This window comes from Herbiconiux liukaitaii, from assembly GCF_041927495.1.
GTDB lineage: Bacteria > Actinomycetota > Actinomycetes > Actinomycetales > Microbacteriaceae > Herbiconiux > Herbiconiux liukaitaii.
Genome location: NZ_JBHFHG010000008.1, coordinates 392,687 through 417,192, shown reverse-complemented (window position 1 = coordinate 417,192; position 24,506 = coordinate 392,687). Strand labels below are relative to the sequence as shown.

22 protein-coding genes and 1 pseudogene are annotated in these 24,506 nt (G+C 69.8%); 8 read left to right on the top strand and 15 right to left on the bottom strand.

Features of this window, described 5'->3' with window-relative positions:
- Window positions 1-694: 694 nt before the first annotated feature.
- Window positions 695-2,131 (bottom strand): NAD(P)H-quinone dehydrogenase, encoded by a 1,437-nt coding sequence (locus ACEXQC_RS18545; protein ID WP_374825719.1) that lies wholly within the window; start codon window positions 2,129-2,131, stop codon window positions 695-697.
- Between the two features lie 85 nt (window positions 2,132-2,216).
- Here ACEXQC_RS18545 and ACEXQC_RS18540 point away from each other — a divergent pair, with 85 nt between their 5' ends.
- From ACEXQC_RS18540 to poxB, 3 genes are read left to right on the top strand one after another with little or no spacing between them, the layout of a single operon-like run.
- Window positions 2,217-3,050, top strand: coding sequence for a purine-nucleoside phosphorylase (locus ACEXQC_RS18540; protein WP_374825717.1), 834 nt, complete (start codon window positions 2,217-2,219; stop codon window positions 3,048-3,050).
- Complete coding sequence (locus ACEXQC_RS18535) at window positions 3,047-4,837, top strand: phospho-sugar mutase (RefSeq protein ID WP_374825715.1); 1,791 nt, start codon at window positions 3,047-3,049, stop codon at window positions 4,835-4,837. Before ACEXQC_RS18540 ends, ACEXQC_RS18535 begins: the two co-directional genes overlap by 4 nt.
- A gap of 55 nt (window positions 4,838-4,892) precedes the next feature.
- The gene (poxB, locus tag ACEXQC_RS18530; protein WP_374825713.1) at window positions 4,893-6,632 is read left to right on the top strand and encodes a ubiquinone-dependent pyruvate dehydrogenase; all 1,740 of its coding nucleotides are present in this window, start codon (window positions 4,893-4,895) and stop codon (window positions 6,630-6,632) included.
- A gap of 44 nt (window positions 6,633-6,676) precedes the next feature.
- Here poxB and ACEXQC_RS18525 read toward each other — a convergent pair whose 3' ends face one another.
- Together ACEXQC_RS18525 and ACEXQC_RS18520 are read right to left on the bottom strand one after the other, a co-directional pair.
- Complete coding sequence (locus ACEXQC_RS18525) at window positions 6,677-6,949, bottom strand: PTS sugar transporter subunit IIB (protein ID WP_374825711.1); 273 nt, start codon at window positions 6,947-6,949, stop codon at window positions 6,677-6,679.
- 4 nt (window positions 6,950-6,953) lie between these two features.
- Entirely contained in the window at window positions 6,954-7,433 is a 480-nt protein-coding gene (locus tag ACEXQC_RS18520; protein WP_374825709.1) for a PTS sugar transporter subunit IIA, read from the bottom strand.
- Between the two features lie 138 nt (window positions 7,434-7,571).
- Here ACEXQC_RS18520 and ACEXQC_RS18515 point away from each other — a divergent pair.
- A pseudogene (locus tag ACEXQC_RS18515) lies at window positions 7,572-7,784 on the top strand (VOC family protein); the annotation flags it as partial.
- A gap of 73 nt (window positions 7,785-7,857) precedes the next feature.
- Here ACEXQC_RS18515 and ACEXQC_RS18510 read toward each other — a convergent pair.
- From ACEXQC_RS18510 to ACEXQC_RS18500, 3 genes are read right to left on the bottom strand one after another with little or no spacing between them, the layout of a single operon-like run.
- Complete coding sequence (locus ACEXQC_RS18510) at window positions 7,858-8,979, bottom strand: adenosine deaminase (protein ID WP_374825707.1); 1,122 nt, start codon at window positions 8,977-8,979, stop codon at window positions 7,858-7,860.
- Complete coding sequence (locus ACEXQC_RS18505; RefSeq protein WP_374825705.1) at window positions 8,976-9,737, bottom strand: IclR family transcriptional regulator; 762 nt, start codon at window positions 9,735-9,737, stop codon at window positions 8,976-8,978. The genes ACEXQC_RS18510 and ACEXQC_RS18505 overlap by 4 nt, the downstream gene beginning before the upstream one ends.
- A gap of 30 nt (window positions 9,738-9,767) precedes the next feature.
- A complete protein-coding gene (locus ACEXQC_RS18500) occupies window positions 9,768-10,970 on the bottom strand; it encodes an adenosylhomocysteinase (protein WP_374825703.1) in 1,203 nt (400 codons plus the stop codon).
- 18 nt (window positions 10,971-10,988) lie between these two features.
- On the opposite strand from ACEXQC_RS18500, the gene uriH reads away from it, so the two are divergent.
- On the top strand, window positions 10,989-12,005 hold the full coding sequence (gene uriH, locus ACEXQC_RS18495; protein WP_374825701.1) for a uridine-preferring nucleoside hydrolase UriH: 1,017 nt from the start codon (window positions 10,989-10,991) through the stop codon (window positions 12,003-12,005).
- 44 nt (window positions 12,006-12,049) lie between these two features.
- Here the strand turns inward: uriH and ACEXQC_RS18490 are convergent, their stop codons facing one another.
- The 9 genes from ACEXQC_RS18490 to ACEXQC_RS18450 all read right to left on the bottom strand — a co-directional run bounded on the left by ACEXQC_RS18490 (window position 12,050) and on the right by ACEXQC_RS18450 (window position 22,098).
- Complete coding sequence (locus ACEXQC_RS18490; protein ID WP_374825699.1) at window positions 12,050-12,568, bottom strand: DinB family protein; 519 nt, start codon at window positions 12,566-12,568, stop codon at window positions 12,050-12,052.
- 97 nt (window positions 12,569-12,665) lie between these two features.
- Window positions 12,666-13,958 carry a thymidine phosphorylase gene (locus ACEXQC_RS18485; protein ID WP_374825697.1) on the bottom strand — a complete coding sequence of 431 codons (1,293 nt, stop codon included), beginning with the start codon at window positions 13,956-13,958 and terminating at the stop codon, window positions 12,666-12,668.
- A gap of 11 nt (window positions 13,959-13,969) precedes the next feature.
- Window positions 13,970-14,386 (bottom strand): cytidine deaminase, encoded by a 417-nt coding sequence (locus ACEXQC_RS18480; protein WP_374825695.1) that lies wholly within the window; start codon window positions 14,384-14,386, stop codon window positions 13,970-13,972.
- Window positions 14,386-15,714 (bottom strand): ABC transporter permease subunit, encoded by a 1,329-nt coding sequence (locus ACEXQC_RS18475; protein ID WP_374825693.1) that lies wholly within the window; start codon window positions 15,712-15,714, stop codon window positions 14,386-14,388. Before ACEXQC_RS18475 ends, ACEXQC_RS18480 begins: the two co-directional genes overlap by 1 nt.
- Entirely contained in the window at window positions 15,711-16,973 is a 1,263-nt protein-coding gene (locus ACEXQC_RS18470; protein WP_374825692.1) for an ABC transporter permease, read from the bottom strand. The genes ACEXQC_RS18475 and ACEXQC_RS18470 overlap by 4 nt, the downstream gene beginning before the upstream one ends.
- The gene (locus tag ACEXQC_RS18465) at window positions 16,970-18,499 is read right to left on the bottom strand and encodes an ABC transporter ATP-binding protein (protein WP_374825690.1); all 1,530 of its coding nucleotides are present in this window, start codon (window positions 18,497-18,499) and stop codon (window positions 16,970-16,972) included. The genes ACEXQC_RS18470 and ACEXQC_RS18465 overlap by 4 nt, the downstream gene beginning before the upstream one ends.
- Window positions 18,500-18,618: 119 nt before the next feature.
- A complete protein-coding gene (locus ACEXQC_RS18460; protein ID WP_374825688.1) occupies window positions 18,619-19,701 on the bottom strand; it encodes a BMP family lipoprotein in 1,083 nt (360 codons plus the stop codon).
- A gap of 170 nt (window positions 19,702-19,871) precedes the next feature.
- Window positions 19,872-20,951, bottom strand: a complete 1,080-nt coding sequence (locus ACEXQC_RS18455; RefSeq protein WP_374825686.1) for a BMP family lipoprotein — start codon at window positions 20,949-20,951, stop codon at window positions 19,872-19,874.
- A gap of 25 nt (window positions 20,952-20,976) precedes the next feature.
- Complete coding sequence (locus ACEXQC_RS18450) at window positions 20,977-22,098, bottom strand: mannose-1-phosphate guanylyltransferase (protein ID WP_374825684.1); 1,122 nt, start codon at window positions 22,096-22,098, stop codon at window positions 20,977-20,979.
- Between the two features lie 161 nt (window positions 22,099-22,259).
- On the opposite strand from ACEXQC_RS18450, the gene ACEXQC_RS18445 reads away from it, so the two are divergent.
- From ACEXQC_RS18445 to ACEXQC_RS18435, 3 genes are all read left to right on the top strand, one after another.
- Complete coding sequence (locus tag ACEXQC_RS18445; RefSeq protein WP_374825682.1) at window positions 22,260-23,411, top strand: glycosyltransferase family 4 protein; 1,152 nt, start codon at window positions 22,260-22,262, stop codon at window positions 23,409-23,411.
- A 198-nt stretch (window positions 23,412-23,609) separates the two neighbouring features.
- The gene (sdhC, locus tag ACEXQC_RS18440) at window positions 23,610-24,032 is read left to right on the top strand and encodes a succinate dehydrogenase, cytochrome b556 subunit (protein WP_374825680.1); all 423 of its coding nucleotides are present in this window, start codon (window positions 23,610-23,612) and stop codon (window positions 24,030-24,032) included.
- A complete protein-coding gene (locus ACEXQC_RS18435) occupies window positions 24,032-24,484 on the top strand; it encodes a succinate dehydrogenase hydrophobic membrane anchor subunit (RefSeq protein ID WP_374825678.1) in 453 nt (150 codons plus the stop codon). Before sdhC ends, ACEXQC_RS18435 begins: the two co-directional genes overlap by 1 nt.
- Window positions 24,485-24,506 lie beyond the last annotated feature (22 nt).

Genomic DNA, 24,506 nt, shown 5'->3' with positions numbered 1-24,506 from the left:
CCCCCTCCCCCCCCCCCCCCCCCCCCCCCCCCCCCCCCCCCCCCCCCCCCCCCCCCCCCCCCCCCCCCCCCCCCCCCCCCCCCCCCCCCCCCCCCCCACCCGACCCACACGCACACTCCCGCCGCACGCCCCGCCCCGCCCGCGCCACTCGCCGCGCGTCCCGCCACGCCCGCGCCACCCGCCGCGCATCCCGCCCTGCCTGCGCCACCCGCCCCGCACTCGCCCCCCCGCCGCGCGTCCGGCCCCGCACTCGCCACCTTCCTCGCGCCGCATGAGTCGCGCCTAAGTGCTCCCATTCCACCGGATTCTCGCGATTTGGGGACACTTGGGCGCGACTCAGAGAGCCACCCACGCGTGCACAGGTGGGGACGTGCACACCGCGCAACGGGCCGTACTCGACGACCCGAGGCGGTACCGTCGCCGGGTGGCGCCGCGCAGCGACGCCGCACGACGGCGGCACCGCATGTCGCCCGCGCCGGGCAGGGACCGGCGCGGCAAGATGGGCACGCGCGCACCACGCAACGGGCCGTACTCGACGACCCGAGGCGGTACCGTCGCCGGGTGGCGCCGCGCAGCGACGCCGCACGACGGCGGCACCGCACGTCGCCCGCGCCGCAGAGGCGGCGGCGCGGTAACTAGCACCTCACCGCACGTCGCCCGCGCCGGGCAGGGACCGGCGCGGCAACCAGCACAGCTACAGCACGATGTGCATTGCTCGCGCGGCGTCGGAGATGCTGCCTGAGAGCGACGGGTAGACCGTGAAGGCTCGGGAGACCTGGTCGACCGTGAGGCGGTGCTCTACTGCCAGCGCGATCGGGAAGATGAGCTCTGAGGCATTCGGGGCCACGACGACGCCGCCGATGACCGTGCCTGAGCCTGTGCGGGCGAAGAGCTTCACGAAGCCGTCCTTGATGCCCATCATCTTGGCGCGCGGGTTCGACGAGAGCGGCAGCTTGTAGATGTCGCCCTGCGCGATGCCCTCCTCGATCTGCAGCTGCGTCCATCCGACGGTCGCGATCTGCGGCTGCGTGAAGATGTTCGACGCCACGTTGCGCGGCTCGGTGGGGTTCACGGCATCGCCCATGGCGTGGAACATGGCCGTGCGCCCCTGCATCGACGCCACGGAGGCGAGCGGAAGGAACGTGGTGCAGTCACCGGCGGCGTAGACGTTCGGCACCGAGGTGCGGGCCACGCGATTCACCCGGATGTGCCCGGAGTCGGTGAGCTGGATGCCCGCCTCCTCGAGTCCGATGCCCCGCGTGTTGGGGATCGACCCGACCGCCATGAGGCAGTGCGAGCCCTCCACGCGCGTGCCGTCCGAGAGCGTGGCGACCACACCATAGGCCGTGCGCTCCACCGAGTCGGCACGCGACTTCGAGAGCACGGTCATGCCGTTGCGCTTGAAGACGTTCTCGATCACGGCCGCCGCATCCGCATCCTCACCCGGCAGCACCTGATCGCGCGACGAGATGAGCGTGACCTTCGAGCCCAGCGCGGTGTACGCCGAGGCGAACTCGGCGCCCGTGACACCGGATCCGACGACGATGAGGTGGTCGGGCACCGACTGCAGGTTGTAGAGCTGCGTCCAGGTGAAGATCCGCTCGCCGTCGGGCACGGCCGAGGGCAGGATGCGCGGGCTGGCTCCCACGGAGACCACCACCGTGTCGGCCTCGATGTGGTCGAAGTCGGTGCCCTCGGGGCCGGAGGAGGTCGAAACGATCACGTTGTCGGGCCCGTCGAGCCGCCCATGGCCCGAGACGATGCGCACACCGGAGCGGATGAGGTTGGCCCTCATGTCCTCCGACTGCTGCCGGGCAAGACCGAGCAGTCGCTTGTTCACCTGCGCTAGGTTCACGGCCACCTCGGGCCGCACGGGCCGCCCCGCGTCGTTGCGCGAGAAGAACTGCACACCGAGGTCGGCGGCCTCGCCGATGCCGTTCGTGGCCTCGGCCACGGCGATGAGCGTCTTGGAGGGCACCACGTCGGTGATGACGGCGGATCCGCCCACGCCCACCTGCTCCACGAGCGTCACCTCGGCCCCCAGCTGCGCCCCCGCGATGGCAGCTTCGTAGCCGCCAGGGCCACCTCCGACGACGGCGACGCGCTGCTTGCGCTCGAATTCATTGGCCATGCAGCCATTCTGGCACCGCGGCCGGTGGCCCGTGCACGACCGCGGGGGCACCCACGCGTGGCCGGTGAGTGAATAGAGTGGGTGGATGGCTGCACCGTCCTCGAATCCGCTCGACCTGCCCGACACCGATCCGTTCGAGGTGGCACGCGACGCCGCCGCCCGGATCGCCGACCTCACGGGCGTCGAACGCCACGACGTGGCCCTCACCCTCGGCAGCGGTTGGGGCAAGGCCGCCGACCTGCTCGGCGAGACCGTGGCCGAGATCCCGGCCGCCGAGGTCGTGGGCTTCAGCGCCTCTGCCGTGCCCGGCCACGCGGGCACCCTGCGCTCGATCCTGCTGCCGAACGGCAAGCACGCCCTCATCATCGGCGCGCGCACCCACTACTACGAGGGCCACGGCGTGCGCCGCGTGGTGCACAGCGTGCGCACCGCCGCCGCCGCCGGTGCGAGCGTGATGGTGCTCACGAACGGCGCGGGTGGCATCAAGGAGACCTGGACGCCGGGCACCCCCGTGCTCATCAGCGACCACATCAACCTCACCGCCGACTCGCCCCTCGAGGGCGCGACCTTCATCGACCTCACCGACCTCTACTCCTCGCGCCTCCGCGACGTGGCGCGCGGTGTCGACCCCTCGCTCGACGAGGGTGTCTACGTGCAGTTCCGCGGCCCGCACTACGAGACCCCCGCCGAGGTGCAGATGGCGAAGGCCATCGGCGGCCACATCGTGGGCATGTCGACCGCCCTCGAGGCCATCGCGGCCCGCCAGGCGGGCATGGAGATCATCGGCTTCTCCCTCATCACCAACCTGGCCGCCGGCATCCAGAAGACGCCGCTGAGCCACGCCGAGGTCATCGAGGCCGGCCGCAGCGCCGAGGGCGTCATCGGCGACCTCCTGGCCCGGGTGGTCACGGCCCTGTGACCGGGGAGCAGGGGGGCCAGGGCGCCGACGAGACGCCCAACGAGGTCGAGCGACTGGCCGAGCAGGCCGTGTCGTGGATCGCCCAGGATCCGGATGCGGAGACGCGCGCCGAGCTCGAGGCCCTGCTCACGCGGGTGAGCGCCAACGACACCGAGGCCGTGGAAGGTCTGCGCTCGCGCTTCTGCACGAGGCTCGCGTTCGGCACCGCCGGGCTCCGCGGTGAGCTCGCAGCGGGCCCCAACCGCATGAACCGGGTGCTCGTGGGCCAGGCCGCCGCCGGGCTCGCCGCCTACCTGCTCGAGAAGGCCGCCCCCGGCACCTCCCCCTCGATCGTGATCGGCTACGACGGCCGCACCAACTCGCACGTCTTCGCCACCGACACCGCCGAGATCATGGCGGGCGCCGGGGTGCGGCCCGTGCTGCTGCCGCGCCTGCTGCCCACGCCCCTCGTGGCCTTCGCCGTGCGCGACCTCGGGGTCTCCGCGGGCGTGATGGTGACGGCCTCGCACAACCCCCCTCGCGACAACGGCTACAAGGTCTACCTCGGTGGCGACGACGACGGATCGCAGATCGTGCCGCCCGCCGACGGCGAGATCGCCGCCCACATCGATCGCGTGGCGGAGACCCTGCGGGTCGACGAGCTGCCGCGCTCGACCGACTACGAGACCGCGGGCGACGACGTGGTGGAGCGCTACATCGCCGCCACAGCCGAGGTCTCCGGGGGCCGGATCGATCGCCATCCGCTCACCGTGGTCTACACGGCGCTGCACGGCGTGGGCTGGGAGACCTTCTCGCGCGTGCTCACCGCGGCGGGCTTCGCCGCGCCCCACCTCGTCGAGGCGCAGATCGCACCGGATGCGGCGTTCCCCACGGTGGCGTTCCCCAACCCGGAGGAGCCCGGCGCCCTCGATCTCGCCCTCGAGAAGGCGCGCGAGGTGGGCGCCGACCTCGTGATCGCGAACGATCCGGATGCCGACCGCCTCGCGATCGCCATCCCGGACCCGTCGGATGCCACCGGCTACCGCTCCCTCACGGGCAACGAGGTGGGTCAGCTGCTCGGCTGGCGCGCTGCAGAGCTCGCTACCGCGGCACCTCTGACCCCCGCCGATCTCGAGGACGCGGTGGGCGGAGCCCGCGACGGCGGCGGCCCCGTGCAGCCCACGCTCGCGTGCTCGATCGTCTCCTCCCCCGCCCTCCGCGAGGTCGCCACCGAGTACGGGCTGGACTTCACCGAGACGCTCACGGGCTTCAAGTGGGTCTCCCGCGCTCCCGGCCTGGTGTTCGGTTACGAGGAGGCCCTCGGCTACCTCGTGAACCCGGGCACGGTGCGCGACAAGGACGGCATCTCCGCTGCGCTCGCGTTCCTCGACCTCGCGACGCGGCTCGCCGCCTCCGGTCGCACAGTCGCCGACCGCCTCGACGAGTTCAGCGGCCGCTTCGGCCACTACTCCTCGGCGCAGATCTCGGTGCGGGTCACCGATCTCGGCGAGATCGACCGGGTCATGGCGAGCCTCCGCGCGGCGCCTCCGCACGAGATCGGCGGTATGCCGGTCGAGCGCATCGACGACCTGCTCACCGACGCGGCGGACAGCGGTGTGCCCGCCTCCGACGTGCTGCGCATCGTGCTGCCCGGCGCCCGCGTGATGGTGCGCCCGAGCGGCACCGAGCCCAAGCTCAAGATCTACCTCGACGCGTGGAGCGCCGACGGCGGTCTGGTGGAGCGGCGCGAGGCGGCGATCGACCTCCTCGCCCGCCTCGAGGCGGGAATGCGCGACCGCCTGTCGTAGGGGTTTGCTACGGATGGTCGTGGCCGGGGCCGCTCGGGGGTCGTAGGTTCGGAGCATGACCACCATTGCGGACACCATCGTCGAGATCATCAAGGATGCGGGAGTCCAGCGGGTCTACGGGCTCCCCGGCGACTCGCTGAACGGGTTCACGGATGCGCTCCGCCGTGACGGCGACGTCGCCTGGGCGCACGTGCGCCACGAGGAGGCCGCCGCCTTCGCCGCCGCCGCCGAGGCAGCGCTCACCGGTGAGCTCGCGGTGTGCGCGGGCAGCTGCGGACCAGGCAACCTGCACCTCATCAACGGACTCTTCGACGCGAACCGCAGCCGCGTGCCCGTGCTCGCGATCGCCGCGCAGATCCCGGCCTCCGAGATCGGCAGCAACTACTTCCAGGAGACCCACCCGCAGGAGCTGTTCCGCGAGTGCAGCGTCTACACCGAGCTCGTGAGCGTGCCCGAGCAGCTGCCGCGCGTGCTCGAGATCGCGATGCGCACCGCCATCGAGCGGCGGGGTGTCGCCGTGGTCGTCATCCCGGGCGAGATCTTCCTGCACAGCTCCTCCGGCCGCCCCAAGTCGGCGCCGATCGTGCGGGCGCAGACCGTGGCCCGGCCGGGTGACGCGGATCTGGCGAAGGCCGCCGACATCCTGAACGGCGCCAAGAAGGTCACGATCCTGGGAGGTGCGGGCACCGAGGGTTCGCACGCGCAGGTGGTGGCACTCGCCGAGCAGCTGAAGGCTCCGGTGGTGCACGCCCTGCGCGGCAAGGAGTTCCTCGAGCACGACAACCCCTACGACGTGGGCATGACGGGACTGCTCGGCTTCTCCTCGGGCTACCGTGCCATGGAGAGCTGCGACGCGCTCGTGATGCTCGGCACCGACTTCCCGTACCCGCAGTTCTTCCCCTCGTCGTCGAAGGTGCCGATCATCCAGGTCGACGTGCGCGGGGAGCAGCTCGGCCGGCGCACACCCATCGCGCTCGGGCTCGTGGGCGACGTGGGCGACACCATCGACGCCCTGCTGCCGCTGCTCGAGCCGAAGACCACGCGCAAGCACCTGGACTCCTCGCTCGCGCACTACGCGAAGACCCGCAAGGAGCTCGACGGCCTCGCCGACAACGACCGCAACCGAGCTCCCATCCACCCGCAGTACGTGGCGCGGCTCGTGAGCGAGCTGGCCACCGACGATGCCGTGTTCATCCCGGACGTCGGATCCCCCGTCGTGTGGGCGGCGCGCTACCTCGAGATGAACGGTCGTCGTCGGCTGATCGGCTCGTTCAGCCACGGCACGATGGCCAACGCGGTGCCGCACGCCATCGGGGCGCAGACGGCGTTCCCGGGGCGGCAGGTCGTGGCGCTCTCGGGCGACGGCGGGTTGGCGATGCTGCTCGGCGAACTGCTCACGCTGCGGCAGAACAAGCTGCCGGTGAAGATCGTGGTGTTCAACAACTCCTCGCTCAACTTCGTGGAGGTCGAGATGAAGGCCGCGGGCATCGTGAACTTCGGCACCTCGCTCGACAACCCCGACTTCGCGGCCGTCGCCTCGGCGATGGGCATCCACGGGCAGCGGGTGGAGAAGCCCGACGACCTGCGGGGTGCGCTCGAGGCCGCGTTCGCGCACGACGGGCCCGCGCTCGTCGACGTCGTGACCGCGCGGCAGGAGCTGTCGATCCCGCCGACCGTCACGGCGGAGCAGGCGAAGGGGTTCGGGCTCTACGCCATCCGCACGATCATGTCGGGGCGCGGCGACGAGCTCGTGGATCTGGCCGACACGAACGTGTTCCGCCGGCTGTTCGACTGAGGGCTGGTCTGGGTCTGGTCTGGTCGGCCCGGGCCGGGCCGGCCTCAGCCGACGGCGATCTCGAGCTTCTCGGTGATCTCGTCGAGGTCGAAGTAGTTCTGGATGACCACCACGTCGGCGTTGGTGGCGCCGATGCGCGACACGAGCTCGGGCGAGGTGAGGATGACCTGCGCGTCGGCGGCCGCCGCGGCCACACTCGCCACGTCGGAGGCCGTGACCTCGGCCTCGATGTCGAGGCGGTCCAGGGCACGCACGGCGTTCACCCGCAGGATCTCGGAGGTGCCGATGCCGGCACCGCAGATGGCAACGATCTTCACTCGTTCAGGATAGGCGAGATCCGTGCTGGGCGTCGGCGGACTCCAGCAGGCGGCGCACCTCGTCGGCGCTCGTCGCCGCGGCGAGCGCGGGGATGACGGACTCGTCGTTGAAGACGTTGGCGAGGGCGGCGATGGAGGCCACGTGCGAGTCGGCCTCGGTGGCGGCGAGCCCGATCACGACCGACACGGGGTCGTTGTGGGCGTGGCCGAAGCTCACCGGCCGCGCCAGGGTCACGAGGGCGAGGCCGGAAGCGCGCACGTCGGGGCCGGGGCGCGCGTGCGCCATGGCGAGGCCCGGCGCGATCACAATGTAGGGGCCGTACTCCTCCACGAGCGCGATCATGCGCTCGGCGTAGGAGGCGTCAGCGCATCCGGAGGCCTGGAGAGATCCCCCGACGGCGCGCACGGCCGCGCGCCAGTCGACGACCTCCACACCGAGGGCGATCGCGGAGTCGGGCAGCTGCTCGGAGAACCTGTACGTCATCGTGTCTGAAGTATGCCAGCCACGCGCCCCGGCAACCGGTGAGTTCGCCCCACACCGGCCTCCCCCTCACCGGTCTTCCCCTCCCACCGGCCGGACCCTACGGTGGACGCATCAGCGAAATCTGGGAAGGACACCAGCATGACCCTCGACTGGAAGATCGAACTCGTCCCCATCCCCGTCACCGATGTCGACCGAGCCAAGGCGTTCTACGCCGACCAGCTCGGATTCGTCGCCGACCACGACCACGTGGTCTCGGACGAGCTGCGGTTCGTGCAGCTCACGCCACCGGGCTCGGCGTGCTCGATCGTGCTCGGCACCGGCATCACCGAGATGGCTCCCGGATCGCAGAAGGCGTGGGCGCTGCAGGAGCTGCCGAGCTACGCCGGGGGCGGCGCGGACTGACCCCGCGACCGGGGGCCGGGGGTCAGGCCTCGTCGAAGCCGTCGGAGATGGCGTCGGCGAGGTCTTCGCGGTCTTCGAGCGGCAGGAACGTGGCGGCGGCCGCGTTGAGCTGGAAGACCTCGATGTCGGAGAGGTCGTAGCCGAACGCATCCGTGAGCAGAGCCAGCTCGCGGCTGATGGAGGTGTTGCTCATGAGGCGGTTGTCGGGGTTGACGGTCACCTGGAAGCCGAGCTGGTAGAGCAGGTCGAACGGGTGGTCGACGAGCTCGTCGCCCCACGCGGCGATGGCGCCGGTCTGCAGGTTCGAGGAGGGCGAGAGCTCGAGGGCGATCTCGCGGTCCTTGACCCACTGGGCGAGCAGGCCGAGCGAGACGAACGTGTTGTCGTCGTCCTGACGCTCGATCTCGATGTCCTCGGCGAGGCGCACGCCGTGGCCGAGGCGCAGGGCCCGGCCATCGAAGAGGGCGCCGCGGATGCTGTCGAGGCCGTCGGCCTCACCGGCGTGCACGGTGACGGGGAAGAAGTTCTGCGCCAGGTAGTCGAAGGCGGCGCGCTGGTTGGCGGCGGGGAAGCCCTTCTCGGCGCCGGCGATGTCGAAGCCCACGACGCCACGGTCGCGGTGGCGCACGGCGAGCTCGGCGATCTCGAGACCGCGGTCGGCGTGGCGCATGGCGGTGATGAGCTGACCGACCCGGATGCTGCGACCGGCGGCGCGAGCGTCGTCGCCACCCAGCTCGATGCCCTCCTGCACGGCTTCGACGACCTCGTCGAGGCTGAGGCCCTTCGCGAGGTGCTGCTCGGGAGCCCAGCGCACCTCTCCGTAGATGACGCCGTCGGCCGTGAGGTCGTTGACGAACTCGCGAGCCACGCGGGTGAGGCCCTGGCGGGTCTGCATGACGCCGATCGTGACGTCGAAGGTGGCGAGGTAGGTGGGCAGCGAACCCGAGTCGGCGCTGTCCTCGAACCAGTCGGCGAGGTCGTCCGCCTCCGAGGCAGGGATCTCGAGGCCGATCTCGTCGGCCAGCTCGATGATGGTGCCGGCCCGCAGGCCCCCGTCGAGGTGGTCGTGCAGCGAGATCTTGGGGAGCGAGTTGAAGCTGATGTCGGTGCCGGGGACGAGGTATTCCTCAGGTGCTGCAGTCATGGCACCAGCCTAGGGTGTGCGGGGCCCGCGAGGGCGAGGGATGCGGCGATCTCGTCGGCCGCTTCGCGAGCGCGCGCGACGACCGTGGAGGGTGCGGCGGCACTGAGGCTCGTGGCCACGTAGGGCACCGTGAGAGCGGCCAGGGCGGTGTTGTCGGGGCGGAGGATGGGGACCACGATGTCGGTGATGGAGGGCTGCCTGGAGTCGGGCAGTTCGAGCACGTACTCGGCGAGCAGCCGCTCGAGGAGCGAGTCGCTCAGCAGGCCATCCACCACGTCGGACATGTCGTCGCCGCGGAGGGCTCCGAGCACGAGGCCCGTGGCGGTGTCGAGCGGGAAGAGCGCCCCCACCCGCACCCGGAACCCGAAGTCGCTGGGGCTCTCGACCTGCGCGATCACCCGCACCATCTCGGCGTCGATCACCGCGAGGTTGCACGACTGCTGCAGCTCGTCGGCCAACCGCCGCATCACGGGGAGGCCAGCCGCGCTCAGCGCCCGAACGGGCTCGTGCCGGTGGGCCAGCTCGAAGAGGCGCAGCGAGAGCGTGTAGAGCCCCGACTGGCGCTCACGGTAGAGGTAGCCGCGCCGCTCGAGCGTGGCGAGCATGCGGAAGATCTGGCCGGGCGACCGCCCGATGGCCTGAGCGATCTCGAGCTGACTCAGCCCACCCTCGGTCTCGGCGAGCAGCTCGAGGATGTCGAGCCCCTTGTCGAGCGCCGGCGCCGAGTACTCGGGTGTCGCCCTGCCCTCGTCTGTCACTCCCCCGCTCCCCTCACTCCGAGCTCTCCTTCACTCCGAGGCGTGCATGGCCGCGAGCATGCGCCGGGCGATCGTGCGGTCGATGTCGTCGGGCACCGGCTGCGCACCGGGGGTGAGGGCCGCGGCCTGCAGCGCGACCCGCTCGAGCGAGAGGGTCTGCAGCAGGAAGCCGAGATCCATCGACTCGAGCGAGTTTCCCTTCGGCTCCTTGCCGGCGAGGTTGAACATGCGGCCGCCGGCCAGGAGCACGACGTGCCGCCCGCCGGGCAGGTCGATCCGTTCGACCGAGTCGATGATCTCCCGGCGCGACGTGGCAGCGGCCCGGAGGCCCTCGACGTCGATCTCCCAGGGGAAGTGGCCGCAGTTGGCGAGCACCGCGCCGTCGGTCATGAGTTCGATGGCCTCGAGCGTGAGCACACCAGGGTGGCCCGTGGCCGTGATGAAGACGTCGCCCCACGGGGCGAGGTCGAGGGCGGTGGAGACGCGGAAGCCGTCGAGCGCCGCCTCGAAGGCCTTCAGCTCGTCGATCTCGACGACCGCGACCTTGCCGCCGAGCGCCCGCAGGTAGTGGGCCACACCGCGCCCGCACCAGCCGTAGCCGAACACCACGAAGCGCCGCCCGGGCACCATGAGGTTGGTGATGCGCATGAAGCTCTCGACCACCGACTGGCCCACGGCGTGCTTGTTCTCGCCGATGGCCTTGAGCAGGCTGTCGTTGATGACGATCATGGGGAACGGCACCGCCCCCGCGAGCTCGCCGCGCAGGCGGTCGCCGCCCGACGTGGTCTCCTCCGTGCCGCCCAGGACCGAGGCGGTCGCCCCGCGCTCCACGATGCCGGCCGCGAGGTCGCCCCCGTTGTCGAGCAGCATGTCGGGAGCGGCGTCGAGCACCCGGGAGACGTTGGCGTGGTGCTGCTCGAGCGTGTCGTCGCGCGTGCCGAAGAGGGTGAGGGGCGCTGAACCCGACCGGGCGGCGTAGCCGTTGAGGTAGGCGACGACGTCGTCTTGCGTGGAGCCGTGGTTGCCCGTGCCCACGATCTCGGCCCCGCCCGCTGCGAGGGTCTCGAGCAGCACCGCCGTCTTGGGCTCGATGTGCAGCGACATGCCGATGCGGTGCCCCTCGAAGGGCCGGCTCCTCGCGAGGTCGTCGCGCGCCGCGGCGAGGAGGGGCATGCGGGAGCGGATCCATTCGACGCGAGCGGCGCCGGCGGCTTCGAGAGCAGTGTCGGTCATGCGAGGAGTATTGCACATATGAATGCCACTTTCATATATGCTCGGAGGATCGGACCAGAAGGAGGCCGCGTGGCCCAGAAGATCATCCTCGACTGCGACCCGGGGCACGACGACGCCATCGCCCTGCTGCTGGCGCACGGCAGCCCCGAGATCGAGCTGCTCGCCGTCACCACGGTGGCGGGCAACCAGACGCTCGAGAAGGTCACCCGCAACGCCCTCGCGGTCGCCGAGATCGCCGGCATCACAGGGATCCCGTTCGCCGCCGGCTGCCCGAGGCCGCTGGTGCGCCCCGTCGAGGTCGCGCCCGACATCCACGGCGAGTCGGGCATGGACGGCCCGGTGCTGCCCGAGCCCACGCTCGAGCTCGACCAGCGGCACGCCGTCGACCTCATCATCGAGACGGTCATGGCCCACGAGCCGGGCACCGTCACACTCGTGCCCACCGGCGCCCTCACCAACATCGCCCTCGCCGCGCGCAAGGAGCCCCGCATCGCGCCGCGGGTCAAGGAGGTCGTGCTCATGGGCGGCGGCTACCACGGCGGCAACTGGAGCGCCACGAGCGAGTTCAACATCATCATCGACCCCGAGGCCGCGCACATCGTCTTCAACGAGCCGTGGCCGCTCACCATGGTGGGCATCGACCTCACGCACCAGGCGCTCGCCACCCCCGAGGTCGTCGAGACCTTCCGCGCCCTGGGCACGGCCCCGGGGCAGTTCGTGGTCGAGCTGCTGGAGTTCTTCGGCACCACCTACCTCGAGGCGCAGGGCTTCGAGCACCCGCCCGTGCACGACCCGTGCGCCGTGGCCTTCGTCATCGACAGAAGCGTCATGACCGTGCGCAAGACCCCGCTCGACATCGAGCTCACCGGCACCCTCACGCTGGGCATGACGGTGGCCGACTTCCGCCAGCCCGCCCCGGCCGACTGCACCACGCAGGTGGCGGTCGATCTCGACCACGCCAAGTTCTGGGGCCTCGTGGCCGACGCGGTCGCGCGCATCGGCGACCCGCACGCCGCCGGCACGCCCGCGGTCTAGCGGAAGAGCGGGGTGACGGGGCAGCGCGGGCGGGCAGGCGGGCGTCAGCCGCGTACGTCGTGCAGGTGGTGCACCGGGTCGTGGATGATGTACCGCGCGAGCGTGTCGACCGTGAAGACCGATCCGTCGCTCCGCCGCCCCGGGCGCTCCCACGCGTCGGCCGGCACGGCCTCGAGCTGGGCGGCGAGCGTCTCCGCCGACACCGTCAGCTCCTCCGCCACAACAGCCGGGTCCTGCTCGCCGTAGCGCTCGGAGGCGGCGGTCGCGTCCTGATCCCAGTCGGCGAACTCCGGATCGTCCTCCTCGAGCATGAGCGCGAACCGCACGGTGGCGATGCGGTAGACGTCCCGCACGTGCGCCGCGTACTCGAGCGCCGACCAGGTCGCGTCATCCGGCCGCACAGCCGCGTCGGGCCGAGCGAGCACCGCGGGCCAGGAGGCCGCGTTCGCCCGCACGAGGCCGGGCACGGCCGACGCCGCCGTGGCGGAGGAGTCGAAGCCGCATTCGGGGCACTCGCGCTCGAGCACCCATGTCCAGTTCTTGGTGTCGGGAACGATCGTCATGCTCCGAGCGTAGGCAACGGCCGACCGCGCTTCCACAGCCCCACCGCCACTCCCCGAGCACTTCCTGCCAGGAGCACGGGCCACGCAGGGGCAGACGTCAGGAGATGCGCTCCGCCACGAGCGGCTCGCCCGCCACGTACGCCGACGCGTCGCCGATCTCCCACGCCCCCTCGAGAGACTCGAGCGCCCGAGCGAACCGCGACGGCTCGTCGGCCGAGAGGGTGAACAGGGGCTGGCCCTCGGTCACCTCGTCGCCCGGCTTCGCGAGCAGATCGATGCCGGCCGCGTGCTGCACCGCATCCTGCGCCCGCGCCCGCCCCGCACCGAGCCGCCACGCGGCGATCCCGAACGGCAGCGCCTCCTGGCGGAGGAGCACGCCGGATCGCGGCGCGTAGACGGTGGTGGTCTCGCGCGCCACGGGCAGCGGCGCCGTGGGGTCGCCGCCCTGCGCACGGATGACCGCGTTCCACGAGTCCATCGCCCGACCGTCGGCCAGGGCAGCGGCCACGTCGGCGTCGGGCTGGCCCGCGAGCCGCAGCATCTCGGAGGCGAGAGCGAGGGTGAGCTCCACCACGTCGGCGGGCCCACCGCCGGCGAGCACCTCCACCGATTCGCGCACCTCGTTGGCGTTGCCGATGGCGAGGCCGAGCGGCACGTTCATGTTGGTGAGGAGCGCCGTGGTGCGCACGCCCGCGTCGTTGCCGAGATCCACCATGGTGCGCGCGAGCTCGCGCGACAGCTCGATGTCCTGCATGAACGCGCCCGAGCCGAACTTGACGTCGAGCACGAGCGAGTCGGTGCCCTCGGCGATCTTCTTCGACATGATCGAGGAGGCGATGAGCGGGATGGCCTCCACGGTGCCCGTGATGTCGCGGAGCGCGTAGAGCTTCTTGTCGGCAGGGGCCAGGCCGGAGCCCGCCGCGCAGATGACGCCGCCCACGGAGTCGAGCTGCGCGAGCATCTCCTCGTTCGAGAGCGAGGCCCGCCAGCCGGGGATCGACTCGAGCTTGTCGAGCGTGCCTCCCGTGTGCCCGAGTCCGCGACCCGAGAGCTGCGGCACGGCCACGCCGAACGACGCCACGAGGGGCATGAGCGGAAGGGTGATCTTGTCGCCCACCCCGCCCGTGGAGTGCTTGTCGACCGTCGGCTTGCCGAGCTGGGAGAAGTCCATCCGCTCGCCCGAGGCGATCATCGCGAGCGTGAGGTCACGGATCTCGGAGCGCGACATGCCGTTGAGCAGAATGGCCATGGCGAGCGCCGCCATCTGCTCGTCGCCCACGAACCCGCGGGTGTAGGCGTCGATCAGCCAGTCGATCTCGGGTGTGGAGAGCGTGCCCTTGTCGCGCTTGGTGCGGATGAGATCCACCACATCGTAGTTCTCGGTGGTCATGGTGGTTCCTCTCAGGCGTCGCGGTAGGCGGCGAGGGTGCGCGGCCCGAACGCGTCGGGGATGACTTCGTCGATGGTCTTGATGCCCGAGACCGTCTCGAGCAGCATGCCCTCGGCCGAGTGCTCGAACAGCAGCTGCCGGCAGCGGCCGCAGGGCATGAGCGCCCCGCCGTTGCCGTCGACGCACGTGAACGCCACTAGCTTGCCGCCGCCCGTCATGTGCAGGGTCGACACCAGTGTGCACTCGGCGCAGAGCGTGAGCCCGTACGAGGCGTTCTCGACGTTGCAGCCCGAGATGACCCGACCGTCGTCGACGATCGCCGCCGCTCCCACGGGGAAGTTGGAGTACGGCACGTAGGCCTTCTCCATCGCGGCGAGCGCCTCGGCCCTCAGCGAGTCCCAGTCGATCTCAGGGGCAGTCGTCGTCATCAGGACCCCACATACGGTTTGCCGGCCGCGGCCGGACCTCGGACGCGGCCCACGAGCCCCGCCACGGCGAAGATCGTGACCACGTAGGGCAGCATGAGCATGAACTCCGAGGGCACGGGCGACCCGATGATGCCGAGCACGTTCTGCAGGTTCGAGGCGAACCCGAACAGCAGCGCGGCGAGGGTGGCCCTGATCGGATCCCACCGCCCGAAGATCACCGCCGCGAGCGCGATGAAGCCCGCACCCGCCGTCATCTCCTTGTTGAAGGCACCCACCGAGCCGAGCGTGAAGTACGCGCCACCGAGGCCCGCGATCGCTCCGGCGAGCGAGACGTTCCAGAACCGGGTGCTGTTGACCCTGATGCCCACAGTGTCGGCAGCCTGCGGGTGCTCGCCCACGGCGCGCACGCGGAGGCCCCACTTGGTCTTGAACAGACCCCAGAACACGAGCGCCACGGCGATGTACATGAGGTACACCACGATCGTCTGCCGGAACAGCGTGGGCCCGATGATGGGGATCTCCGACAGCAGCGGCAGGGGGATGCGATCGAATCGCGTCGGCGAGTTGAGCAGATCGGGGTTCTCGGTGAGCACCTGCGAGTACAGGAACGAGGTGAGACCCGTCACCAGCACGTTGAGCACGACACCCACGATCACCTGGTCGACGAGGTACTTGATCGAGAAGGCCGCGAGCACGAACGACACGAGCGCTCCCGCGATGACCGCACCGATGAGCCCGATGAACGGGTTGCCCGTGACCGAGGCCACGACCGCCGAGACGAACGCACCGGCCAGCAGCTGACCCTCGATGGCCACGTTGACGACACCGACCCGCTCGGAGATCACGCCACCGAGAGCACCGAAGATGAGCGGCACCGAGAGCGAGACCGTTCCGATGAGGAGCCCGGGCACGGGGATGGTCTCCCCGGCCGACGCCCAGGTGAGGAACGCGATGAGGAAGAGCACCGCGAACCCGGCGATGATCCACAGTCGCACCTTGCGGTCGGACGAGACGAGCCAGACCGACAGTGCCGTGAGAGCGAGCAGCACGATGGCGATCACGATGCCCGTGCCGCGCGTCGGCAGCACCACGTCGGGCAACTGGATGAGGTCGGAGTCGGTGGAGAGCCGGAACGTCGACGATCCGTCGCGCCCGAAGGCCACGAACAGGATGATCGCGATGAGCGCGAACACCCCGAAGACGATCGGCGCCTTCCAGCTCTTGATGGTGACCGTCGAGAGCCCGGGCGACGAGTCGGGATGATTGTGCTCGGTCGGGGGGAGCCCGGCCGACGACGCGAGATTGTTCGTGGAGACGTTCTCGCTCATTTCGCGACCACCGCTTCCTGCTTCGGTGCGACCGGCGCCTTGGGCGCCTTGGGCTTCTTCGGTTTCGAGGGATCCGGCAGGCGGAACACCGTGCGGATGAGCGGCGGCGCCGCGATGAAGAGCACGATGAGCGACTGCACCACGAGCACGATGTCGATCGGCACACCTTGCGAGGCCTGCATGGCGAAGCCACCGGCCTTGAACGCGCCGAACAGGATGCCGGCCACGAAGATGCCCCACGGCTTGGAGCGGCCGAGCAGCGCCACGGTGATGGCGTCGAAGCCGATGCCGGCGTCGAGCCCCGAGCTGAAGCCGGACGAGAGCGGACCGAGCACCTGCGACACACCCGCGAGACCCACGAGGGCGCCGGAGATGAGCATGGCGTAGACGTACATGTTCTTGACGTCGATGCCCGCCACCCGTGCGGCGTTCGGGTTGAGGCCCACGGCCCGGAACTTGAAGCCGAGCGACGAGCGGCTGAGCAGCCACCACACGAACACTGTGGCAGCGATCACCAGGATGAAACCGAAGTTGAGGTTGAACTCCGGGCCGAGCAGATCGGGGAACACCGCCGTGTCGCTGATGGGCGGCGCCTTCGGGTTGTTCGATCCCGGTGCCTGCAGCACAGGCGTGCGCAGCAGGTAGGAGACCAGGTAGAACGCGATGTAGTTGAGCATGATCGTGACGATCACCTCGTGCGCACCGGTGCGTGCCTTGAGCAGACCCGCGAGACCTCCCCAGACCGCACCGCCGATCAGACCGGCGACCACGGCGACCACCATGTGCAGGCCCCACGGCAGGTCGAGGGTGAAGCCCACCCAGCCGGCGCAGGCGGCGGCGATGAGCATCTGGCCGCGGCCACCGATGTTGAACATGCCGACGCGGAACGCGAGCCCCACACCCAGACCGGCCACGATCAACGGGGTCGCGAACGAGAGGGTCTCGGTGATCGGCTTGATCTGGTCGACGAAGTCCGGCCGGTTCGGATTGAACACGGATCCCTGGAAGAGCGCGACGTACGCTCCGGAGACGGCCTTCCAGATCTCGGCCAGCGTGTCGGCGGGCCTGGCGAAGAAGTAGCCCGCCGCCGCCTGCACGTTCTCGTCGGTGACGGCGATCAGGATTCCGCCGGCGATCATGGCCAGCACCACCGCGAGGATCGAGATCATGACGGAACCGCCGATGATCTCGTTGAACGTCGAGCGCCAGCGGGAGGGCGGCTCCACCGCCTGCGGCGGCTTGATCGGGGTGTCGCTCACGCGGCAGTTCCTTCCACGTCGATACCGGCGGGGACTTCGCCCGCCATCATGAGACCCAGGACAGCGCGCGAGGTGTTCCCGGGCACGATCCCCACGATCGAGCCGCGGTACATCACCGCGATCCGGTCGGCGAGCGCGACGACCTCGTCGAGCTCGGTCGAGACCACCACGACGGGGATGCCCTGGTCGCGCGTGGCCACGATGCGCTTGTGCACGAACTCGATCGAGCCCACGTCGATGCCGCGGGTGGGCTGAGCGGCCACGAACAGCCGCAGCTCGCGCGAGAGCTCCCTGGCGAGCACGACCTTCTGCTGGTTGCCGCCGGAGAGACGGCCCACCGCGGTCTGGATGCCCTGCGAGCGCACGTCGAACTCCTTCGACCTGTCCTCGGCGAATCCGTTGAGGAAGGCGAGCTGCAGGTTGCCACCCTTCACGAACGGCGCGCCCTCCGAGCGGTCCAGCATGAGGTTCTCGGCGATCGTGAACTCGCCCACGAGTCCGTCCTCCTTGCGGTCCTCGGGCACGAACCCGACGCCGGCGTCGAGCACCTTGCGCACCGAGAGCCCGGCGAGGGCGTTGCCGTCGAGCGACACGGATCCGGTCACCCGGGGCTGCAGGCCCATGAGCGCCTCCGTGAGTTCGGTCTGCCCGTTGCCCTGCACTCCGGCGATCGCGAGGATCTCGCCGGCGTGCACCTCGAACGACACGTCGTTGACGACCACCTGGCCACGCGGGTCGATGACCGAGAGGTTCTGCACCACGAGGGCGGCCTTGCCGGGCACGGCGGGATCCTTGTGCACGGTCAGCTCGACCGCACGCCCCACCATGAGTGAGGCGAGCTCGGCGTTCGTGGCGGTGGGCGACGCTTCTCCCACGACCTTTCCGAGACGGATGACGGTGATGCGGTCGGCGACCTCGCGCACCTCGCGCAGCTTGTGGGTGATGAACACGATCGAGGTGCCGCGCTCCTTGAGCAGGCGCATGATGGCCATGAGCTCATCGGTCTCCTGCGGAGTGAGCACGGCGGTGGGCTCGTCGAACACGAGCACCTGCGCGTCGCGGGAGAGCGCCTTGATGATCTCGACCCGCTGCTGCACTCCCACGGGGAGGTCGTCGACGAGCGCGTCGGGATCGACGTCGAACCCGAACCTCTCGCTGATCTCGCGCACCTTCGCGCGGGCGGCGTTCAGATCGAGACGACCGGCGAAACCGGTCTGCTCGTGGCCGAGCATCACGTTCTCGGCGACCGTGAACACGGGGATGAGCATGAAGTGCTGGTGCACCATGCCGATGCCGGCGTTCATGGCGTCGCCCGGGCCGGAGAAGTGCTGGACGGCGTCGTCGAGCACGATCTGGCCCTCGTCGGCCTGGTACAGGCCGTAGAGCACGTTCATGAGGGTGGACTTGCCCGCGCCGTTCTCGCCGAGAAGGCAGTGGATCTCGCCCGGTTCGACCGTGAGGTCGATGTGGTCGTTGGCGGTGAGGGCACCGAATCGCTTCGTGATGCCCCGGAGTTCGAGCTTCATAGAGTCAATCTACCTACTCCCCGTAGTGGGGCCATCGGGTCCGGCTAAGCATAGAAGAGGTCGGGGGCACCAGCAGCGCTGGTCCCCCCGACCGTGTTCGCGTTCGAGACGCGGATTCCTTACGGGGTCGAGGGCGACTCGACCGGGATGTCACCGGAGATGATGCCCGCGGTGATCTCGTCGAGCTCGGCCTGCAGGTCGGGCGAGACCTTCGACTCGAAGTCGTGGAACGGGGCGATGCTCACGCCGTCGTTCTCGAGGGTTCCCACGAACGGCGTGGCGTCGAAGTCGCCGGCAGCCGACGTGTCGACCACGTCGACGACACCCGCCGAGACACCCTTCATCACCGAGGTGAGGAAGAGGTCGGCGAGCTCGGGAGCGGTCTCGTAGTTGTCCGAGTCGACGCCGATCAGGGCGATCTCCTTGCCGGAGTCGCGGATCGCCTCACCGGCGGAGAGGAAGATCGGTCCACCGACGGGGAGGATGACGTCTGCACCCTGGTCGATGAGGCCCTGGGCCGCGGTCTTGGCCTCGACACCGGCGGCGAAGCCACCCGTGAAGACACCGGTCTGGCCGGCGACGTCCCAGCCGATGGCCTTGACGTCGGTGCCCTTCTGCTCGTTGTAGTAGGTGACGCCGTCGACGAAGCCGTCCATGAAGATGGTGACCGACGGGATCTGGATTCCGCCGTAGGTGCCCACGGTGCCGGTCTTGCTGTAGCTCGCTGCGGTGTAACCCGCGAGGAACGCCGCCTGAGCGGTGTCGAAGACGATCGGCTTGACGTTGTCGGCCTCGATGGACGAGTCGTCGATGATCGAGAAGTTCACGTCGGGGTTCGCCTCGGCGGCGGCCTTCGTGGCGTCGGCGAGGAGGAAGCCGACCGAGATGATCAGGTTGCAGTTCTGCGAGACCAGGTTGTCGATGTTGGGCTCGAAGGCGGTCTCATCGGCCGACTCGACCGTGACGGGCTCGACACCGAGGGCGTCAGCGGCCTCGGTCAGTCCCTCGAAGCCGGCCTGGTTGAACGACTTGTCGTCGAATCCGCCCGAGTCGGAGACCATGCAGGGGATGAAGTCGCTTGCGGCGTCTCCACCGCTCGTGGATGCGGTGTCCGAGGGAGCGGACGCGCATCCGGCGAGAAGAGCTGCCACGCCCAGTGTGGCGAAGCCGGCCACGCCGGCCCGGCGGAAGTTGATGCTCAAGATGTCCTCCAAGATGCTGCCCTGCAGAAAAGTGCGCAGGGGCTGTGTGGGTGCAAGGTTATCCAATGTGAGGCTCGAGGACAGCGACGATCGGGCATAGCCGCCCAAGCGTTACAAAGCCGCGATCACGCCGTAATCTGCGCGAAATGTCCACCACACGAACATGGTCCTCAGGGCGCGCTCGGCGACTCGACCACGATGGTGCCGTCGATGATCTGGGCCTCGAGGCCCTCGATCTCGGTGCGCAGCTCGGCAGGCACCGAGGCCTCGAGGTCGTGGAAGGGTGCGAGGGCCACGCCCTCGTTCTCGAGCGTGCCGATGTAGGGATCCGCCGAGAACTCGCCGTCGATGTCGTCGCCGACGATCTGCACCACGGCGTCGCCGGTGTTCTTGAGCACGCTCGTGAGCACCACCGAGCGGTACTCGGCGGGCAGGGTCTCGTAGCCGTCGTTGTCGACCCAGATGAGTGACGCCGTGCCGGACTCCAGCACGGCGGACGCCGCGCCCTCGCCCACCTGGCCGGCGACGGGGAGGATGACGTCGGCGCCCTGGTCGAGGAAGCCCTGCGTCACCGTCTTGCCCTTGTTGATGTCCTCGAAGTCGCCCGTGAACACGCCGTCCTGGGTGGCCTTGTCCCAACCGAGGGTGCGCACCTGGGTGCCGTGCACCTCGTTGTACTTGGCGACGCCGTCGACGAAGCCGTCCATGAAGAGCGTCACGGGAGGCTGGTTGCCGCCGCCGAACGTGGCCACGACACCCGTCTTCGAGACACCCGCGGCGAGGTAGCCGGCGAGGTACGAGGCCTGCGCGGTGTCGAAGACGATGGGCTTCACGTTGGGCGCGTCGACGGTCTCGTCGACGATCGCGAAGTGCGTGTCCGGGTGGTCGCCCGCCTCCTCGAGGGTGGCATCGGCGAGCTCGTAGCCCACCGTGAGCACGAAGCTGCAGCCGCTGTCCACGGCCTGCGTGACGTTGGGGGCCAGGTCGGTCTCGCCGGTGGAGACGAGCACCTGCGCGTCGATGCCGAACTCCTCCTGCGCCTGCTGCAGCCCCGCCCAGCTCGACTGGTTGAACGAGCGGTCCTCGAGGCCGCCGGAGTTCGTGACCATGCGGGCGCAGTACTCAGAGGCGCCCGGGTCGGAGGTCGAGCCACCGCCTCCCTCGGAGGAGGGCGCGGGAGCGCACCCCGCCAGCACGAGGGCCACCGCCCCACCCATGATCCCGGCCGCGAGGAGTCTGCTGCGTCTCATCCTCGAATTCTAGATGCCGCCAGAACTACAGCACGTCGCCGGAGCCACCCGCGCGGAGGGCGTCGACGACCGACTTGACCCGCTGCGCGTGCTCGCTCGTGGTGACCAGGAGCGCATCCGGGGTGTCGACCACGACGATGTCGGTCACACCGATGAGGCTGATGACGCGCTTGGAGTGCGACACCACGATGCCGGTCGATGAATCGGCGAGCACCCTGGCGTTCTTGCCCAGGATGGCGAGGTCGGTGCCGCGGCCGGAGCTGTGCAGCTTGGCGATGGAGGCGAAGTCGCCCACGTCGTCCCAGTCGAAGTCGCCGGGGATCACCGCGAGGGTGCCCGCCGCGGCGGCGGGCTCGGCCACCGAGTAGTCGATGGCGATCTTCTTGAGCGTGGGCCAGACCTTGTCGACGACCTCGCCGCGCCTCGGGGTGTCCCAGGCCTCGGCGAGCTCGAGCACGCCGGCGAGCAGTTCGGGCTCCGAGGAGCCGAGCTGCTCGAGCAGGCGATCGGCGCGGGCGATGAACATGCCGGCGTTCCACAGGTAGTTGCCTGCCTTGAGGTAGCGGCGGGCGGTGGCCAGGTCCGGCTTCTCCACGAAGTTGTCGACGCGGAGGGCCGCGTCGGCCCCCTCCACCGAGAGCGGTTCGGCGCAACGGATGTAGCCGAAGCCCACGGCGGGGTCGGTGGGGGTGATGCCGATCGTGGCGATGTAGCCCTCGTCGGCCACGGCGACGGCCTGCATGACCGCGGCGCGGAAGCGCTCGGGGTTGGCGATGACGTGGTCGGCGGCGAACGAGCCCACGATGACCCCCGGTTCGCGGCGCTCGAGGATGGCGGCGGCCAGAGCGATCGCGGCCGTGGAGTCGCGCGGCTCCGACTCGAGCACCACGTTGAGGTCGGTGAGGTTGGGCAGCTGCTCCTCCACGGCGGCGCGGTGGGCGCGGCCGGTGACCACCATGATGCGCTGCTCGCCCGAGAGCGGCGCGAGGCGGTCCCAGGTGTCGCGCAGGAGGCTCTGGCCCGATCCGCTCAGGTCGTGCAGGAACTTGGGGGCATCCGCCCGCGAGAGCGGCCACAACCGGGAGCCGATCCCACCCGCCGGGATCACGCTGTAGAGACGGCCGAGCGCTGCGGGGATCGAGTTCATGTCGCACAGCCTATACAGCGGGCGCGACACCCTGACGTTCGCCCCATCAGAACCCTCCCGTCACCCGCTGTGCACCCCCTCGGCACCTGCGTTTCCTACGGTGGAACCGTGACCGGGCTCAGCCCGAGCCGACAGGGTCGCACCCACACCGGAGGCGCTACATGCGTGTTGCCATCGTCAGTGAGAGTTTCCTTCCTACAGTCAACGGGGTGACGGGCAGCGTCTGCAAGGTGCTCGACCACCTCGCCGACAACGGCCACGAGGCCATGGTCATCTGCCCGGCCGCCGGATCGCCGTCGCACTACCGCGGCTTCCCCGTGCACCAGGTGCCCGCGGTGGCCTACCGCCAGTTCCCCGTCGGCATGCCCAACGCCCAGGTCGCGCGGCTCCTCGCCCGCTTCCGCCCCGACGTCGTGCACGCTGCCTCCCCCTTCCTCCTCGGCGCCCAGGCGATCGTGGCGGCGAACCGCATCGGCATCCCCTCCGTCGCCATCTTCCAGACCGACGTGGCGGGCTACGCCAAGCGCAACCGGCTCGGATCGGCGTCGAAGCTGGCCTGGCGCTTCGTGCGCTGGATCCACGACGGCGCCGACCGCACCCTGGCACCCTCCACGGCCTCCCGCTCCGACCTCGAGGGCGCGGGCGTGCGACGCATCGAGCTGTGGGGTCGCGGCGTCGACCTCGAGCGCTACCACCCCAACCACCGCACGCGTCCGGGAGCCTCGGCGCTCCGATCCCTCCTCTCCTCGAACGGCCGCGACGTCGTGGTGGGCTACGTGGGCCGGGTGGCCCCGGAGAAGGGACTCGAGCGCTTCGAGGCCCTCCGCGGAATGAAGGGCGTGCACCTCGCCATCGTGGGCGACGGACCCTCGGACGACTCGGTGCGGCGCCTGCTCCGCGGCATGCCCGTGACCTACCTCGGCCGGCTCTCCGGTGAGCAGCTGGCGGATGCCTACGCGAGCTTCGACGTGTTCGCTCACACCGGCACCGAGGAGACCTTCGGGCAGACGCTGCAGGAGGCGCACGCGGCCGGACTGCCCGTCATCGCCCCGGCGGCAGGCGGACCGCTCGACCTCGTGCGGCACGGCGAGAACGGCTACCTCTTCGATCCGGCCGACGACGAGGACTTCGCCCTGCGCGTGCATTCGCTCGTGACGGATCCGACTCTCCGGCTCCGTATGGGAGAGGCAGGACGACGTACCGTCATCGGCACCTCGTGGAGCTCGGTCTGCGACGAACTGCTCGGTCACTACCGCTCGGTGATCGCCGCCCGCGGCGCCCGCACTCGCACTCCGGTCAGCTCACACGTGTGAATACAGCACCGTATTCGAATGCCGTCTCGGCCAGTGCTGACGCGGTGGAGCGGTCTGAGTAGGGCTGTATACAAGTAAGGCGCCCCTTACAAGCGTTTCGGGGAATCTGAGCATAGACTGCTAGAGGTCGTGCATCGAGGTCCCACCACTCAGCGTGGGGGCGGTGGCGAGCTCTATCGAAGCCAAGGAGGGTTGTTCATGCCTGAGAATTCGGCAGGAACGATGACGCCGAGGCGGCCCGCCGGCACTCTGTACCGCGGCCGTGAAGGCATGTGGTCCTGGGTCCTGCACCGCATCACCGGCGTGGCGATCTTCTTCTTCCTACTCGTGCACATCCTCGACACCTCCATGGTGCGGGTGGCGCCGGAGGCCTACAACGCGGTCATCTCGACCTACCAGAACCCGCTCATGGGTCTGGGTGAGACGGGTCTCGTGGCGGCCATCGTGTTCCACGCGTTCAACGGCATCCGCATCATCCTCGTCGACCTGTGGTCGAAGGGCGCGCGCTACCAGCGGCAGATGTTCTGGATCGTCATCGGCGTCTGGTTCGTCACCATGCTGGCCTTCACGCCGCGTCACCTGATCAACGTCTTCAGCCACGTTCCGGGAGCAGGTCACTGATGGCCACCACGATCGACACCCCCCGCGCCCCGTACTCCGCTCCCCGCAACCGCGGTGTGAACTGGGAGAAGTGGGGCTGGATCTACATGCGCGCCTCCGGCGTCGTGCTCCTCATCCTCATCTTCGGTCACCTCTTCGTGAACCTCATGGTGGGCGACGGCATCAAGGCCATCGACTTCGCCTTCATCGGCGGCAAGTGGTCCGACCCGTTCTGGCAGGTGTGGGACACGCTCATGCTGTGGCTCGCCATGATCCACGGCTCGAACGGCATGCGCACCATCGTGAACGACTACTCCACGCGCCCCACCGTGCGCAAGGTGCTGCTCGGCGCGATCCTCGTCTCGGCGGTCGTGCTGATCGCCCTCGGAACGCTCGTGATCTACACCTTCGATCCCTGCCCTGCAGGCGCGGCCGCAGATCTGCTGCCCTCCTTCTGCCCTGTCAACCCGTAGCAACGACCTATCAGCGTGAGTG